General features: G+C 43.1%; 8 protein-coding genes. 4 read left to right on the top strand and 4 right to left on the bottom strand.

All coding sequences use genetic code 11. The features are described 5' to 3' along the window. Window position 1: 1 nt before the first annotated feature. The 3 genes from AAW12_RS13500 to AAW12_RS13490 all read right to left on the bottom strand — a co-directional run bounded on the left by AAW12_RS13500 (window position 2) and on the right by AAW12_RS13490 (window position 6,929). Complete coding sequence (locus tag AAW12_RS13500; RefSeq protein WP_046674161.1) at window positions 2–1,930, bottom strand: heparinase II/III family protein; 1,929 nt, start codon at window positions 1,928–1,930, stop codon at window positions 2–4. Window positions 1,931–1,932: 2 nt separating this feature from the next. Then, a complete protein-coding gene (locus tag AAW12_RS13495; protein ID WP_046674160.1) occupies window positions 1,933–3,636 on the bottom strand; it encodes a RagB/SusD family nutrient uptake outer membrane protein in 1,704 nt (567 codons plus the stop codon). A 92-nt stretch (window positions 3,637–3,728) separates the two neighbouring features. Beyond that, entirely contained in the window at window positions 3,729–6,929 is a 3,201-nt protein-coding gene (locus tag AAW12_RS13490) for a SusC/RagA family TonB-linked outer membrane protein (protein WP_156167644.1), read from the bottom strand. 256 nt (window positions 6,930–7,185) lie between these two features. Between AAW12_RS13490 and AAW12_RS13485 the strand changes: the two genes are divergently transcribed. Further along, window positions 7,186–7,878: an outer membrane beta-barrel protein gene (locus AAW12_RS13485; RefSeq protein WP_084823171.1), complete on the top strand. Its 693-nt coding sequence runs from the start codon at window positions 7,186–7,188 to the stop codon at window positions 7,876–7,878. Between the two features lie 143 nt (window positions 7,879–8,021). On the opposite strand, the gene AAW12_RS13480 is transcribed toward AAW12_RS13485, so the two are convergent. Then, entirely contained in the window at window positions 8,022–10,412 is a 2,391-nt protein-coding gene (locus AAW12_RS13480; protein WP_084823170.1) for a TonB-dependent receptor, read from the bottom strand. Window positions 10,413–10,882: 470 nt separating this feature from the next. Here AAW12_RS13480 and AAW12_RS13475 point away from each other — a divergent pair, with 470 nt between their 5' ends. From AAW12_RS13475 to AAW12_RS13465, 3 genes are all read left to right on the top strand, one after another. Next, on the top strand, window positions 10,883–11,503 hold the full coding sequence (locus AAW12_RS13475; protein ID WP_046674158.1) for an RNA polymerase sigma factor: 621 nt from the start codon (window positions 10,883–10,885) through the stop codon (window positions 11,501–11,503). 57 nt (window positions 11,504–11,560) lie between these two features. Then, window positions 11,561–12,556 carry a FecR family protein gene (locus tag AAW12_RS13470; RefSeq protein ID WP_046674157.1) on the top strand — a complete coding sequence of 332 codons (996 nt, stop codon included), beginning with the start codon at window positions 11,561–11,563 and terminating at the stop codon, window positions 12,554–12,556. Between the two features lie 116 nt (window positions 12,557–12,672). Then, complete coding sequence (locus tag AAW12_RS13465) at window positions 12,673–16,326, top strand: SusC/RagA family TonB-linked outer membrane protein (RefSeq protein ID WP_053003676.1); 3,654 nt, start codon at window positions 12,673–12,675, stop codon at window positions 16,324–16,326. The last annotated feature ends 11 nt before the right edge of the window (window positions 16,327–16,337 follow it).

Below are 16,337 nucleotides of genomic sequence, written 5' to 3'. Positions count from 1 at the left end.
TTTATTTTATAGCCTCTTGGCGAATCGTAAAGGTGTATTTTCCAGTAGATTTGATGCTTTTAGCTGTGAGCTTGATGCGATAAAGTTCCTTACCCCAGACTTGACTTAAACGTGGGTCATCCTGAGGAATGACATCGTAGCTCGCTGTGAACTGGCCCGCATCAAAGTGTAAGGTGGCGCGCCCATTATTGAGAAGGATTTCTCCTTTGCCAATTTTTGGTTCCTGAGCAACCAGAAAATGGAGGATATTGGCCTGCTTAGGACCTGTGATTTTAAACTCATCCTGAATGTCCAGCCCGTTTTGTACAAGGGTGTAACTTCTATTCCAGTGCTCAACATTGGCCGACTTCGGATATGCTTTTCCAATATCAAGCTGGAATTTATTTTGTGCAGGCAGAAATGCCACATGTTCAGCTTTATATTCCTTTCCAAAAGATTGGTCGGCTCCATTGATCATCGGAACATTATGGTAAGCACTCTGCATTGTCCAGATACTGTATCTGTCATCGCTAAATGTTTTCTTTGTATAGGTACCCACACCGGCATCAATGAACAGTGGTTGTTGGTCCTGGTATAAGATAAAACTCCCGACATCGTTATGGTTGTGACTTTCATTATTGAAACCACCTTTGGCGGCAAAGAAAAATGAACCCTTTTTCAGGTAAATAAATTGTGTTTCTGGATACCATTTAAAATTGTTTTGAGGGAGTGCAGCGGTAACGTTCTCTAATTCCGGATAGCATCTCAGATCTTCGAAGGCGCGGAAAATATCCCTTGAAGGTTTGAAATTTGCAGTTTTGTCGCCGATATTTTCCATATATCGGGCAAATTGCATCATCTCGCTACTATTGACATCCTGTCCATAACGGTAGATCAATAGCGGATCGCCACCCCCTTTGGCCGAAGCATCGGCAAAATTAACGACCCATTTATCGCCGCCAATATAAGATTGTGCGATGTACTCGCCCATATCGCGAATTACAGGTTTATCAAAAATATTGATCTTACCCTTGGTGGCCAGCGAAAGTATTTTCAGATAATCGTACAGCTTACCCGCAGCATGCCCCCAATAGGAGGGGCCCTCTTCGCAGGCACCGTCTGTTTTGACATAGTTGATAAAGCGATCCACAGAAGACATCGTCTTATAAATCCCCGCCAGTTGAATATCGGGATTGTCTTCAATCAAAAGCAAGACCGTAAGGACATTAAAGTTACACCATGGATTCCAGTTGTTGACCAGCTGTGTTTCCTTGAGTTCAAATGCCTGCCACCACATATCGTTGCGGTCTAGGTAGGGCTGTATAATGCGTTGTTGAATCTGTTGTTTAAGACGGATACTGATTTCGGGGTTTATTGTATTGAATGTATCGCGAAAGAAATAATGAACCCAGGAGAGGAGGGAGCCTACATCACCGGCCATCAGATCGACCACTTGTGTTCGTTCTTGCGGTAGAGACCGTTTGGTGGACTGAAAGGCGCCAAGATGGGCCGAGAGCGACCATGTTGCCATTTCTGTCAATTGCCAACTACCGTTTAGGATTTGGTCAACAAAGCGCCCCTGTCCTTCTGCAAGCTCCGCCAACAGTAGGTTGGTCAGTGCAGTACAATTTTCATTCATGGGTTTTTCCATGATGCTCCGGTTGCCTGAACGCTCATATTCGAGATAATCTGTTGCTTTAACGACTTGCCATTGGTAGCTAAGAGCCTCATTTCCCTTTTTGATTATACGGTCTTTAAAAGGAGCCATCAGCTTATCCCAGGCCGCCCGATCCGAATAAGCCGGATAGGGGACCCACGATTTGTCATTTCCTAGACTCGCTTTCAAGTTATCCTGCTTAAAGGCGCCCGTCAGGAGGTTCAGATCTTTTCCTAGCAGTCTTTGGAAAGAAAAACTGCTCAGGAAAAGAAATAGAATTACACACATTCTCATGATTACCAATCTTGATTTTGTGGTAGTAATGCCGGGTTCATTTCAATCTCTTGTCCTGGTATTGGCCAAAGCTTATGACGGCTTTGGTAACCCCGGGTGACGAGATTGTCTCCGGTAATACTTTTTTCGATGTAGTCTTTGGAAACGCTTTCTAAGAGGTTCCAGCGCTTAAGATCAAAATAACGCCATCCTTCACCTGCTAGTTCTACGGCCCGTTCGTGCTGGATACGTTTACTCATATCTGCTTTACTACCGACTGCCAAAAATGAACTGCCACTATTTAACGCCGGCATTTTTGAACGGGTACGTACTTTGTTAAGCTCAGTAATCGCTTTGTCCAATTGATTGGATTCGTTGTACGCTTCGGAAAGCATCAAAAGCACGTCGCCCAAACGGATGATTGGGAAATTGATCGGTGTATGTGCGCGATCGGTGATGGCTCCTTTTAGGTTCCCTTCAGGCACAAATTTCCGCCATAAGTAGGTATACCAGCCCCGGTTGTTGCGGATCTGACCAAAGTTTTCATTGACTCCGGTTGCCAAAATCAACTGCATATCTCTTTCTTTATTGGCGTTCCAGCCCAAGTAATGTGAATAAGGTACGATAAGTGTCTGATTCATACGAGGGTCGCGGTTGGCATAGATCTGACGCAGTTTTGCTGTATCTGGTACTTTGGTAAGCGTGCCTCCAGATTGCGTAGACTCCATCGCCTGTTTTTTAACCGCATTATCCGTTGTATAGTTGGGGAAATAATCATTCCAGTTAAAGGGGCTTCCATCACGGTTTTCGTAACGGTCTGCAAGGCGTGTGCTCGGCATACAGTTGTTCCAGTCACTACCAAAGGTTGAGCGCGTTCCCATATAGAAGGCCATGGGCATGCCATACGGGAAGCCGGTGCCGCCCATATTCTGAATGGCAAAAATCATCTCCGGCGATTGGTCGCCATCCATGGTGAATAACGCGGAATAGCTTGTGTTTAAACTATAGCCATACGTGTTGGTCTTGTTGTAAACAATCTCTTCAAAATCCCGGATTGCTCCAGCCCAATCTTTATTGTAAAGGGCTACTTTCCCTCTTAACGCATACGCTGCACCTTTGGTGATCCGCCCATAATACTTGGCATCGTAGCTTACCGGCAGTTTTTCAATCGCATAGTTCAGGTCATTGAGGATGAACTTATTGACATCTTCAACGGAAGAACGGCTGTTTTTAAGATCGGCGAAATCTTTATTCAAGTCTACAGTTTCATCGTATATTGGTAAGGCGCCATAGAGATTGGTCAGCTGGAAATACATCAATGCCCGTAAGAACTTGGCCTCCGCTATAAAGCCCTCCTGTTTGGTCTTGTCTATGGTCATCGGTTGGATATGCGCGATTGCATGATTACAGCGTTGGATCAGATCGTAGCCTGCTTGCCATCTATCCACAATAATAGATGAACGGTCGGTGAACGTTCCGCTGATCACCTCGCCCAAGCCCGGAGGATCATAGCCCAGGCCAATATCGGTAAGTCCATCGTAAGAAAATTGTAAGCCGAAGGTGGCTTCTTTTTTTAAGTCATTATAACAGCCCAGTACGCCAGCTAAGGCCTGGTCTTCATTTTGCCAGAATGTGCTAGCACTTACCTGACTATATGGTGTCGTGTCAAGCTTATAACAAGATGATAAAGCAATGCATCCGGCTATGAGTAGTGAAATCTTTTTCATGAGGTTTAATTAATTAAAAGCTCTTTTCAACTTTTGTTCATAATTTATCTGTTACAGGTCGGGAACATATCCTCTGTCGCACACCTTTCTCCTTAAAAGGATAAACTCACACCAAAAACAGCCTGTTTCATGGTTGGATAGTTGGTGCCGCTAACCTCCGGATCGAAACCCTTATATTTGGTTATGGTCCAGAAATTTTCAAGCGATGCAAAAACACGTAGATTTTGCACCTGTATCCGCTTCGTAATATCGTTTGGAACTGTATAGCCCAGCTGGATATTTTTTACACGGACGAATGCCTTATTCTGTAACCAGAAATCGCTGTTTTTGGTATTTTTGGTATCTGTATAAGGCAGCAATCGTGGGAATTTGGCATCTGTAGCACCTTCAGTCCATCGGCCATCAGCAATTTCCTGATTGATCTGGTAGCCCCAGCGAACAGTAGGTGTGTAATAACCATCCGTCCAGACCACTTTGTTGCCCGCGTTACCTTGCAAGAAGACCGAGAAATCAAATCCTTTATAATCGAATCCCATGTTAAAACCATAGGTCATGCGAGGCGCTGTACCATGGCCTACCGGAACCCTGTCATTGTCGTTGATGACGCCATCACCATTGGTGTCTTTATATAAAAGATCTCCTTTTTTAGGTGTGCCATAAGATGCGAATGGATTGACTTTTTGATTGGTATTCGGATCGATTGGCGCATTATCGATCATCTGCTGTACGAGCTGCATATCAGCATCCGTCTGTAATATGCGATCGGTTAACAGGATATATTGGGTATTGATGGCATAACCTTCTTGAAGCAAATTGGAACCACTGATAGACTTGTCATTGCCTTTAAACTTGACTACTTTATTGTCAATGAAAGTAAAGTTACCGCCAATGTTGAATTTAAAGTTATCGCCAATTTTATCGCGGTAAGTCAAATTCAGTTCGACACCATTATTACGTACTTTGGCCGCATTGGTGCGTGGTATTGTTGCATTTCCGACAACCAAGGGAGCGGGGAGATTGATTAAGATATTGTCCGTTACTTTGTTAAAGACATCGATCGAGCCGCCCAGTTTGTAATTGAATAGGTCAAAATCCAAACCAGCATTCAGGATATAGGTATTTTCCCAAGTTAGAAGCGCATTGCTCAATACGGTCTGCGCAAAACCGACATAGAGCTGGTTATTTAACACATAGTTTGTTGGATTATAAAGCGCTTGGTATTCGTAATTGTTGATGTTGGCGTTTTTGCGGAAAGATTCATCGGTGGTTCCATTGTTACCCAGGGCGCCATATGATGCGCGGAATTTCAGGTTGGGCATCCATTTGACATCATAGAAATCTTCTGAGGAAACCTTCCAGCCAAAGGAAGCTGAAGGGAATGTTCCCCATCTGCTTTTTCCGCTCATAAAACGTGATGAACCGTCCGTCCTTAGATTGGCTTCCAAGAGATATTTGTCATCCCAAGATAGGTTGATGCGGCCAAAAAACGAACGCATAGCCCAATCGGTGATGTTGCCTGAAGCCGACGCATCCATAGTCGCCGCGTTGAGGACGGTCAGCGAGGGGTCTACCAAATCGAGTTTGGATGCTGCAAACCAGCCATCTTTAAAATACTCCTGGCTGGCACCGACCATGACTTCATAGTTCAGTTTTTCAAACAGTTTGTTTTTATATTTAGCAATTCCATCCATGTAATAGCGGTAGGATTTGATCGATTCGTTGGTTACTGAAGAACGTCCTGTACCCGCTGTTGCAACTGTATTGGTCAGAAAGTTCCAGCGATCATTAAACACGGGTTGCGAATAGACGAAATCATCATCATAGGTATAGGTGTATGATCCCTCGATAGAAAGTCCTTCGATAGGTTTCAGTTTTCCGTAGAATCGTGATACAAAGCGGTTTTTGTTGATGTTACCTTTCTGCGCATACAAGCGGTGGAGCACGTTGTTGGACTGCGGATCGTCTTCCGGATTATTTGGTGAACCAAATCTGCCATCTGGCGCACGCAGTACCATTCCTGGGGTACTTGCTGCAGCAAAAGTAAATACATCATCGATGATGTTGGTCCCAATATCTGTTTTGGAAACCACACCATTGATATTGGCTCCCAACGTTAACCAGGGTTTTACATCCGCTTCTAAATTGATACGTCCGGTATGACGTTTGTACGTTGCCTGTTCGATGATTCCAGGGTTGTTGAGGAGACCATAGGAGCCAAAGAACTTGATTTTGTCACTACCTCCGGTAAAGGAAAGGTTATGGTTTTGGCTGATTTTGTTTTGGAAAAGCTCCGAAACCCAGTCCGTGTTGGGGTATTTCAATGGATCCTGTCCAGCGTTCTGGCGCCAGAGGTCAATTTTTTCCTGCGAAAATATGGGCTTAGCATTTGGATCGCCATTGCGATAGCCTTCATTGATCAGCTCCATATAGTTGGCATAGTTGGAAACCATTCCAATGGTGTTGGATGGTTTTTGACTCGAGAAATAATTGTTGTAAATAACTTTAAATTGCTCTGATTTACCTTTTTTCGTAGTAATGAGGATAACGCCATTTGCGGCTCTTGAACCATAAATTGACGCTGAGGCAGCATCTTTCAACACCGATATGCTTTCAACATCTTGTGGGTTGATTAGGTTCATGTCGCCAATAACGCCGTCGATCACGACAAGTGGGTTGGCATTATTGAGTGTTCCCTGTCCACGAACACGCAGTGTTCCCCCATCACTGCCCGGTCTACCTGAGCCCTGATTAACATATAATCCCGGTGCCTGCCCAGCTAGGCCAGCAGACAAGGAGGTTACAGGTCTGCTTTCCACCACCTCAGACATCTGGATGGAAGAGACCGAACCGGTTACATTCTCTTTTTTCTGTGTACCAAAACCGACAACAACAACCTCGTCAAGTCCCTTGGATTCATTTTCCAAGGTGATTGTAAGGGGGCTGCCGGCTTGCGCCTTAGTCTCGATACTTTTATAACCGACGCTGGTGAAAATTAATATTGCATCGTTCTGTTGACTTTTGAGTTCGAATGAACCACTTGCATTGGTCGATGTTGCTAGATTCGTTCCTTTAATCTGAACGGTGACATTGGCAATGCCTTTGCCGTCTTTGTCTACAACCTTACCCCGAATGGTTGTCTGCTGTATGGCCAGTGAAAGCTTGCTGTTTGTTTTAACAGGTGCAAATGGAGTCGCTTGTGTTGTCAGGCTAGATACGACCAACAAGCAGGATAATGGTATTGCCGGATACATCCAACGATTCTTCGAAACGGATGCGTTTTTGATCTTGATCATAGGCTTTTAGATTTAATTGGTCTGAAAAATAAATTTTCTATGAAGTGAATTTACAGTATTGGCAGAAAACAATAAGCACGTTTTTTCGCAATCGTTTTCGTAACAGAGCGCCGAAAAACCGAAAGATTTTTGATTAATATTTGTTTAGAAATGTATGACTGCCGGGAGTATTTTGGATTATTTGTTCAACGGTCGGTGTAGCGTTTAAAAGCAATTATCGTTAAATAAAGAAATTATGTAAACCTATTTCTTTCGTATGATGAATATCAAAAAAACCGCGTTATTGTTGTGTCTGTCACTTGGAGCATATACAGGCTATGCGCAGACAAAATGGAATGTAAAAGCTGGGGTTGCCTTTTCAAATGTGGATGCTAAAAATAAAGCGGGCGATAAGGCCAGCACGGCCGCGGTTTCAGGTCTGTATTTGGGGCTCGGTCCCACATTACGCCTCAGTGAGTATTTCTCTTTAGAACCGGCCTTTATATTCGCTAAACGGGGATTTGAACGAAATGAGGGAAATGTTATCGGTTGGGGTAAGGATTTTAAAGCACATACGTCTTATATCGAAATGCCTATCGATGTTGTTTTTAATGCTACGATTGGTGCAGGTAAACTGGAGGTCGGTATAGGCCCTTATATCGGTTATGGATTAGGTGGGAAATGGAAAACCTCAGGCCCTGTCCATTTAGGTGATATTGCCATTGGTGAGGAGGGCGACATTAAATTTACGAACGATGCCAGTGAAGGTGCATATGGAAGCTATAATCTTGGGAGACCTTTTGATTATGGCGCTCGTGCAAAAGTGAATTATCTTTTTAGGGAACATTATCTTGTCGGCATAGAAGTTCAGAAAGGAATTGCCAATTTGGAATCCAAATGGGGGGATTATAAATCTGGAGATGCTATACGTAACCGCTCTTTGGGTATTTCGCTTGGCTATCGGTTTTAGTGACTTGAAAACGGCGAATAATTAGTTGACGTTGTAGGAAGCATGAGCCGTCTCATCAATCCAGTCGTTTGCCTTCAGCGCCTGCTGTCTGGAGACAAACGACTGGAAATAAATCTTTCCGTTGTACGTGCTACTCTTGCGAATTAGAATTCAATCCGGTAGTTAATGGTTGGAATAATACCAGTCCATTTTTGGGGTTCAATGATGCGTTTGCTGAAATTATAATGCATACCTACCGTGTTCTCTCTATTGAGTAGATTCTGAATATCCAAAATAAACAGATGGCTTACTTTTTTGCGGTTAACCCGATAGCTCGATGAGAAATCAACACGTACATAGGGATCGGCAGTCAGTGTATTGATGCGATCTTGGTCAATAATTTCTTCATCCAGACGAAGCGATTCTTCTTCCAGAACAGGGGAATATTTTCTTCCGCCGGCATAAATTAATTTGGCATTCAGACCGAACAGATTATTTTTATTCTTTCCCACGGTCCATTCTTTCCCCATCAGCAAATTTCCTACATAACGTGTGTTGAATGTAGTATTGTACTCTTTACCATTAAGCGCCTTGAACTTCGAGTCAAAAAGGGAGGTCGTTGCCATAAAGTAATAACCCTTGCTCAAAGACTTTTCAAGCGTGAGTTCAATGCCGTAGTTTTTACCGGTTCCTTTATTGATAAGCTGGCGGTAGCTTGAAGTACCAATGGCTGCAATATCCGATACATTGAGTAAGGAGAAGTTGATGTCGGAATCGGTCGATACTGGGACATCATAAAGATGTTGATAATATATTTCTGTCTTAAATCGGAGTGTTCTGCTGAGGTTCTTTTCATAGCCGATTACCACCTGGGCGGATTTGGTTGGCGAGAGAGCCTTGTTTGGTTCAGGGCTTGTTTGATCGCTACTCTTAGCAAAATAATAAGCCAAGGGTTCCAGTCGGTTATATAAGCCGGTTCCGAAGGAGATGGTTTGGTCTGCAGCAACATGCCAATTGAGACCAAGCCTTGGCTCGATAGACCAGCTTTTGCTCAACGCAAAGTAATTTGTATGTACGCCGGTGTTGAGCGTCAATTTTTCGTTTAAAACTGTTTTTAACTGTGCAAAAGCATCATAAGTATTTGTATTCCCATTCTCTTTAATCCGTTCCCGTAGGCTGGCTAATTCGGCGTCATAGCTTAGTGCATACAAATCATAACGTAATAGGCTTGCATTGAAGCCCGCTCTAATCGTATTTTTACTGTTGGCGCGATAGTTTAACGTACCTGCATAGCGAAGAGCCGTATTCGTAAATTTGTCCTTGTGATAGAGGCTGGAAGTATAGTCCCGTGTTAATGTATCGGTTCGGTTGGAATTACGGCTAAGGGACATGGAAACAATGTTTGTGAAATATAATCTGTCGTTCGCAATGTACTGATGTTTTAGTCCGGCACTTCCGGCATTAAATTTTACATCCAGATCCTGGGCATCTGTCCGTTCCTCCCATTTTTCGTGATTACGCTCGGCAGTTTGTTGAAGTTTCCCCAAGCCGCCTATACCGAATAAGGAAAAAGTTCCAGCCTTTTTTGTGGGAAAGACAAAATTAAAAGAAAGATCCTGGTATTTTGGGACGCCTGTGTCTGAAACTTTTACACCTACTTTTTCCAGGAGACTCAAGGAAGAATAGCGGTAACTAATCAAATAGGAGGCGTCACTTCCTTTTTTGAAAGGCCCCTCTAACGTTGCTCCTACGCCCAGGACTCCGACGTTGAACGTGTATTCGCGTTTGTCGGTATTTCCTTTACGAAACCTCAGGTCAAAAACACCAGCCGTTGCATTGCTGTATTCCGCTGCAAGTCCACCGGTATAGAAATCAGACTTTCCCAATACCATGGTATTGAGCATGCTGATTCCGCCGCCCGCAGCGCCTTCGGCTCCAAAATGATTGGGATTTACAATTTCGATACCTTCAAGTCGCCATTGTAAGCTTTTTGGGGAATTTCCGCGAACAATAATTTCATTGTCATCGCCGCCGGCAGCGACACCTGGAAAACTCTGTGCCATACGGGCGGGATCAAAAAAAGCGCCTGCATAACGATTTGTTTCCTCAGGAGAAAAGGAACGTCCACTCGTCATTGCCATCTGATTGAGCGGTTGTTTCCCTGCATTGGCGTAGACGATAGCCTCAGCTAATGCATTAGTTTGTGTCTCCATTTCCACATTAACCATATTCTCCCGGCCACTGGTGATGAGTAATTCCGTAAATTCTTCTGGTTTGTATCCGGCCATGCGAACTTGAAGCTGTTGACGCCCAACCGGAACTTGCTGCAGCCGAAATATGCCCTGTGCATCAGTACTTACAGACTTTGTCCCATCGCTGGATGAAATAACAATTGTGGCACCTACAATCGGTAATCTGGTATTTTTATCTATCACGGTTCCTTTGACAGTTTCGGTCACAACCTGATTTTTTTGCTTTGGTGATGCTGGTTGCTGGGCTAATGTAATCCCTGCTTGAAGCGATAATCCAATGAGTAAGATTGGCGATAGTTTCATAAAAGATTAGTTTTTATCTTTATGACAGCTGGCTTTCAATTTACCCTTAGCTTTTCCCTGATTTTTTTGTTTTTCACGCTACTTATGTGCATGATTCAATTTCAATTTACCTGTCATTGCAGGAAATTTTAGGTATTTTTATCAGGTGTAGTTATTAACATAAAGTGTGTTGATTATAAGTTTATTAACATTGTTATTAACATTTTTGTGGAGCTGTTTTTGGCCTAAATGCTTAATCGTGAAAAAATAGGAAATCCGCTATGTTTTTAACAAAATATCTGCTCTAAACTAGAAAGTTAACATGTTTATTAACAATTCCTGGGATGGTTTTTTACAAACAGGAAGCGGATTGCATTCAAATGGCGCAGTTCATTCAAATGGCGCAGTTTATTCATATAGTAGAGTGCATTCAAATAAAAGCTTCCCGAAAAATTAACATTTTGATAATCTGACGAACCTATCTTTGTGAGGTGAAAACTACCGAAGCCAATGTAGATAACCACCATGTGTTGCGTTTTAAAGAAGGTGACCCCACCGCTTTTGCCTATTTCTTTGAGCGGTATTGGGAGGATCTATACACTGTCGCTTTTCGTCACCTTCGGGAAGAGGATCAGGCAAAGGATCTTGTGCAGGAAGTTTTTATCCATATCTGGGAAAAACGATCGCTCGTGAGTACTGAATACTCCGATATAAAATTCTATTTCCACAAAGCCCTCAAAAACAAAATACTGAATTACTACGCCTCAGAGCGGGTACGAAAACAGGTCTTGGAAAATTCAATGGAACGCATGGAGGCTTTTTCCAATTTGGATAGTCAGGCTTTTGCTAGGTATAAGGCGCTGGAGACTATTGTAGATGATTCGATCGACAAATTACCTAAATTGATGAAAGCAGTCTACCTCATGCGTTCCGACAATTATTCGATCACACAAATTGCCAAGGAACTCAATCTGGCGGAACAGACCGTTAAAAACTACCTGTCAGAGGCCAAAAAGATCATGCGGTACGAATTGACAAGACGATTTGCCGACCATGATTCTATATTTCTATTGCTTGCGGGCAGCGCTCTCCTTTATGATTATTTAATATAAAGAACATATTTAATTAAAGTACTTTGCCCGCTTTGATCTGTATTAGTATAAAAATTAATGCAGGTGAATTTAGAACGTTTTAAACTTATCATAACAGATTATCTCGGAGGAAAATCGACCGAGGAGGAAAGAGGTCATGTTGACAATTGGTACGAGTCGATTTCAAACGATGATATTAATCCCTTTATCGATGCAAATCATCGGGAAAAAATCAAACAAGAATTATTTATTCGTGTAGGAATAGCTGAAGCACCTGTCAAGGAAAAGAAGATGCAAGCCACAGCGGTCAGAAAATTCTCTTGGCTTTCAGCTGCAGCGGCTATTCTGGTTATAGGAGGTATCAGTCTGCTATTTTTTCAGCATAACCCGATGTCGCTTTCCCAAAAGCAGACAGAAACGATCGCATTATTGACAGAAACGGTCACGGATGCGGGCGAACTGAAAGAAATTCAGTTGCCTGATGGGACATCCATTTTTTTAAATGGAAATACGCGTATTCGCTACGATCGCAAAAATTTTGCTTCAAATAGAAGATTCTTTTTAGATCGAGGGGAGGCATTCTTTCGGGTCAAACGGGATACCTTACATCCATTTAAGATAGAAACAGGCATCGTTTCTGTCGCAGTCCTAGGAACATCCTTCAACGTTAACAATTCGATGTCTACTAAACAGGTGACGGTCGAAGTTAAAACGGGGCGTGTGCGTGTTGCAAATGCAAAAAATGGAGCGAACCATATGCTTACAGCAGGTAAGGCCGTACGGTATAGCGTAGCTCATAATGACTTTGAAACTTTCGATAGGGATCCAGCTTATATCAATCTTTGGACACAAGGCGGTATGCAATTGAATAACATCGGCTTCAAGGAACTAAAAGAAGTAATCTATAATCGCTTCGGCGTTATGCTGCATACCGACAATCTGAATACTGATACATTTAATTATTCACTGATGATACCGCATGTACAGTCATTGGATCAAGTGCTGAATATCGTTTGCAATATTCATCAAATCAAATTTAGGAGGGAGAAAAATGGAATAATCTTATACAAATAAAGCTGTAGGGGTAGAACAGCATAATTTATCTGCTCAAGAAAAGTGCTCATCTGGCAAACCGCTAAATCGACCAGTGAGCACCCGAATATTCATGTTTAAAACATTCATACAAATATATGTATAAAATAATTAAGCTTACCGGCCTTGCGACAAAGCTTGCGCTCTGCTCCATGGTCTCTTGTGCTGTAACCAATAGCCATGCTGGAGGATTGGAAAAGATCAATCGCGCTTATTGGGATAATATCAATATTCATTTGTCTGGTGGCAACGCCGCGCAGGCGGTACTGCAGTTGTCAAAACAAACAGGTCAAGCCATCGGCTACGATCGGAGTGTGCTCCAATTAGATCGGGTGTTAATTGCCGAAAAGAAATTCCAGAATGCGAGCTTCGAAGAAGTCCTTGCCTATATTCTGAACGGAACCAACATCAAGTCAAAAAGAGTCTCAGGCGGTATTGTTCTTGTGAAAAATACGGGTAGACAAGAATCTTATGATTTGAAATTGCAGCTTGTCGATCACACAAAACAGCCTATTGGGGGAGCTTCTGTGCATATTCCATTGACTGGACAGAGCGCCTTTTCGAATGCCAAAGGTGAAGTGACTATTCGATTAGCTGCCGGCGTATACGATGTACTGATAAGCCATGTTGGCTATGAAAAAAAAGAGTTGAAGGATCTCAAGCTCGATGCCAACACGACAGGTATACGTCAGGTGATATTAAATGAAGATGCGAACGAATTGGATGAAGTGGTGGTAACCGCATTGGGTATCAAACGCCAAGACCGTTCACTGGGTTATGCTGTCGGTAAAATTAAGGGTGAGGATATCAATCGGGTCAACAATGATAATTTTCTGGTTGGTATGGCCGGAAGAGTACCCGGGGTTTCGATTAGTTCTACTGGACCCACTGGTTCCAGCGTGAATATGGTGATTCGTGGGGCATCATCGTTAAGTACAGACAACCAGCCGCTATTTGTCGTGGATGGAGTGCCCTTGATGAATAGTTTAAATAATGTTGGTCAGATCGGTGACGACAACAAAGTGGATTATGGTAATGCAATTGCCAATATCAACCCCGAAGATATTGACAATATTTCCATCTTGAAGGGACCAAGTGCAGCGGCGCTTTACGGCTCACGTGCGGGTAATGGTGTGGTGCTGATCACAACCAAAAGTGGTAAGAATGCGGAGAAGATGACTATTGCTGTGACTAGTAATACAGTATTTGATATTCCTTATAAATTTATTGAGTTGCATAACAAATTTGCCAGTGGCACCTTGCCATGGCGGCCAGGCGACCTACCCGGCAATTTAGTTATTGAGGAGGAGTCGAGTGTTATGGTAGGCGCTGCGCTAGATAAGGGCTATAAAGCTGTCCAATGGAATAGTCCACTTGACGAGAACGGTAAACCCATTCCTACGGAACTAAAAGCGTACCCCAATAATATCAAAAACTTTGTTCAGACTGGAGTGACAAGCACCAATGGGATTTCCCTGAGCAACAGAAGCGAAAAACTGGACTATCGTTTCTCTTATTCCAATATGGCCAATAAAGGTATTATCCCCAATTCGGATCTGTTTAGAAACACCTTGAATATCAATTCGACCATGCGCCTGCGCAATAGCCTGACATTGGGCCTCTCATTAGATGCCAGTAGAAATAACTCCAACAATAGACCTGCTGGAAATCGCGGAACCAATCCGATGCAAGCGGCCTATGAAGTTGCGCCTCACATCAATATTCTGGATTTGCAGGATTATTGGCTGCCGGGGCAGGAGCAGATTCAACAGCGTTCACAGTCTATTGGCAACCACAATAACCCGTACTTCCTTGCCTATGGGGTGAACAATGCTTTTACAAGAGACCGTGTCTTTGGAAATCTACGGTTAGATTGGACCATCAAAAAAGATTGGACGGCCATGATTCGGTACGCAACGGATATCTATTGGGAAAACAGGGAAACAAAAATCCCTTATAGTTATACGAACGAACCTAGAGGTGCTTATGGAATTGTTAATCTGATGAACATGGAACAGAATATCGACTTTCTGACGGCATATACAAAGAAGATCACCGACTTTCAGATCACAGGATCATTGGGTGGGAATTTGCGGTATAATCGTGGTAAAACCGTGCAAAATACATCAAAGAATGGCGCTGGACTCATCACGCCGGGGCTCTATACATTGGCCAATATCAGTCCACTGAACCTGGATTTCTACAGCACAATTTCTGAAAGAGCGATAAACAGTGTTTACGGACTGATCAATCTAAGTTACCGGGATATGGTTTATTTGGATGTGACTGGTCGTAATGACTGGTCCAGCACCTTACCTGTAAACAATCGATCCTATTTTTATCCTTCGGCATCTCTAAGTGTGTTGGCCAACCAGGTATTTTCTTTGCCTAAAACGATCAATTTGGCTAAGCTGAGAGCGGGTATTGCGCGCGTGGGAAATGATACTTATCCTTATAATCTTTCCAATGTACTGAGTAATCCAGGTAGCTGGGGTGATGTATTGCGGCTAACACGTTCAGGATCACTCTTGGTTCCTAACCTGAAGCCCGAAATTGCCACATCTTACGAATTTGGCTTGGATCTGGGTATGTGGAATAATCGATTGAAGTTTGAAGGAACATACTATAAGCTGGAGAACAAAAATCAAATTATTTCAACAACCTTACCGGGATCAAGCGGTTTCAATTCGAAAAATATCAATGCCGGACTGCTAAGCAGCCGAGGTATTGAACTTGCTGTTTCCGGGCGACTTATTGCCAGGGAAAATTGGTCCTGGGACGTTGGTGTCAATTGGCATCGCAATCGTACACGTATCGATGAGCTTTCTGATGGTGTAGAATTCTATACCTTTTGGACCGACGGTCGGGGTGGGGCACGTACCTATGTCGGGGAAGAGATCGGGGATCTGTACGATTCCAAGTTAGTGACCGTGGAGGATCAGTCGTCGCCGTATTATGGTTTTCCCATTCTCAATAAAAATGGTTCTTGGCAGGCTGTACGGATCAATAATAGTCGCAACAAAATCGGAAATTTTAATCCCGATTTCACGATGGGCCTACAGTCAAGCCTTCGCTATAAAAAATGGACGATGAATATTGCCGCAGATATGCGTTTTGGCGGGAAATTTATGTCGCAGACTTATCGCTATTTCGAATCGAACCTAACCACGCAACGTTTTCTTGACCAAATGATCAATCCCAATGGGATGACAGGTGAAACGCTGCGCAATTATTTGGTCGATAACAATCTTGTTCGTGTACAGGGCAATCGTTATCCCATTGTTGGAGGACCAGGCGAAGAGTATGGTGGTTATCCGATCAGTGTGGGTGGTCTTGTTGGCAATTTTGGCGTGTTTAATCCTGGTGTTATCGCACAATATGATGATAAAGGTAATATCACAGGTTATACGGAGAATCTGGGTGGTGAAGGAACAAAATATATCGCTTATTCAGACAATTACCCCTGGGATTTTATGAATGCAGCAACATTTGATGCATCTTTTATCAAGCTTCGGGAACTTTCCTTTAGCTATGATTTAACAGGAAAATGGCTGAAGCGTCTTGGGATAGAAAATGGTAGCGTGGGCGTTTATACCCGTAACCTGATCTTATGGACCAAAGCAAAAGTAGGTATAGATCCGGAAATGGCCTTCCAGCCAGAAACTGGTGTTGGATTTAAACAGGGGATTGAGCGCTATAACGTTACCCCTTGGTCAATGCCTATTGGATTTAAAGTAAATGTGACATTTTAAATATACAACAT

The sequence above is a fragment of the Sphingobacterium sp. Ag1 genome (genome assembly GCF_000988325.1).
Classification (GTDB): domain Bacteria; phylum Bacteroidota; class Bacteroidia; order Sphingobacteriales; family Sphingobacteriaceae; genus Sphingobacterium.
Note: the sequence above shows the minus strand (reverse complement) of the source record. Positions and strands in the feature narration are given on the sequence as shown.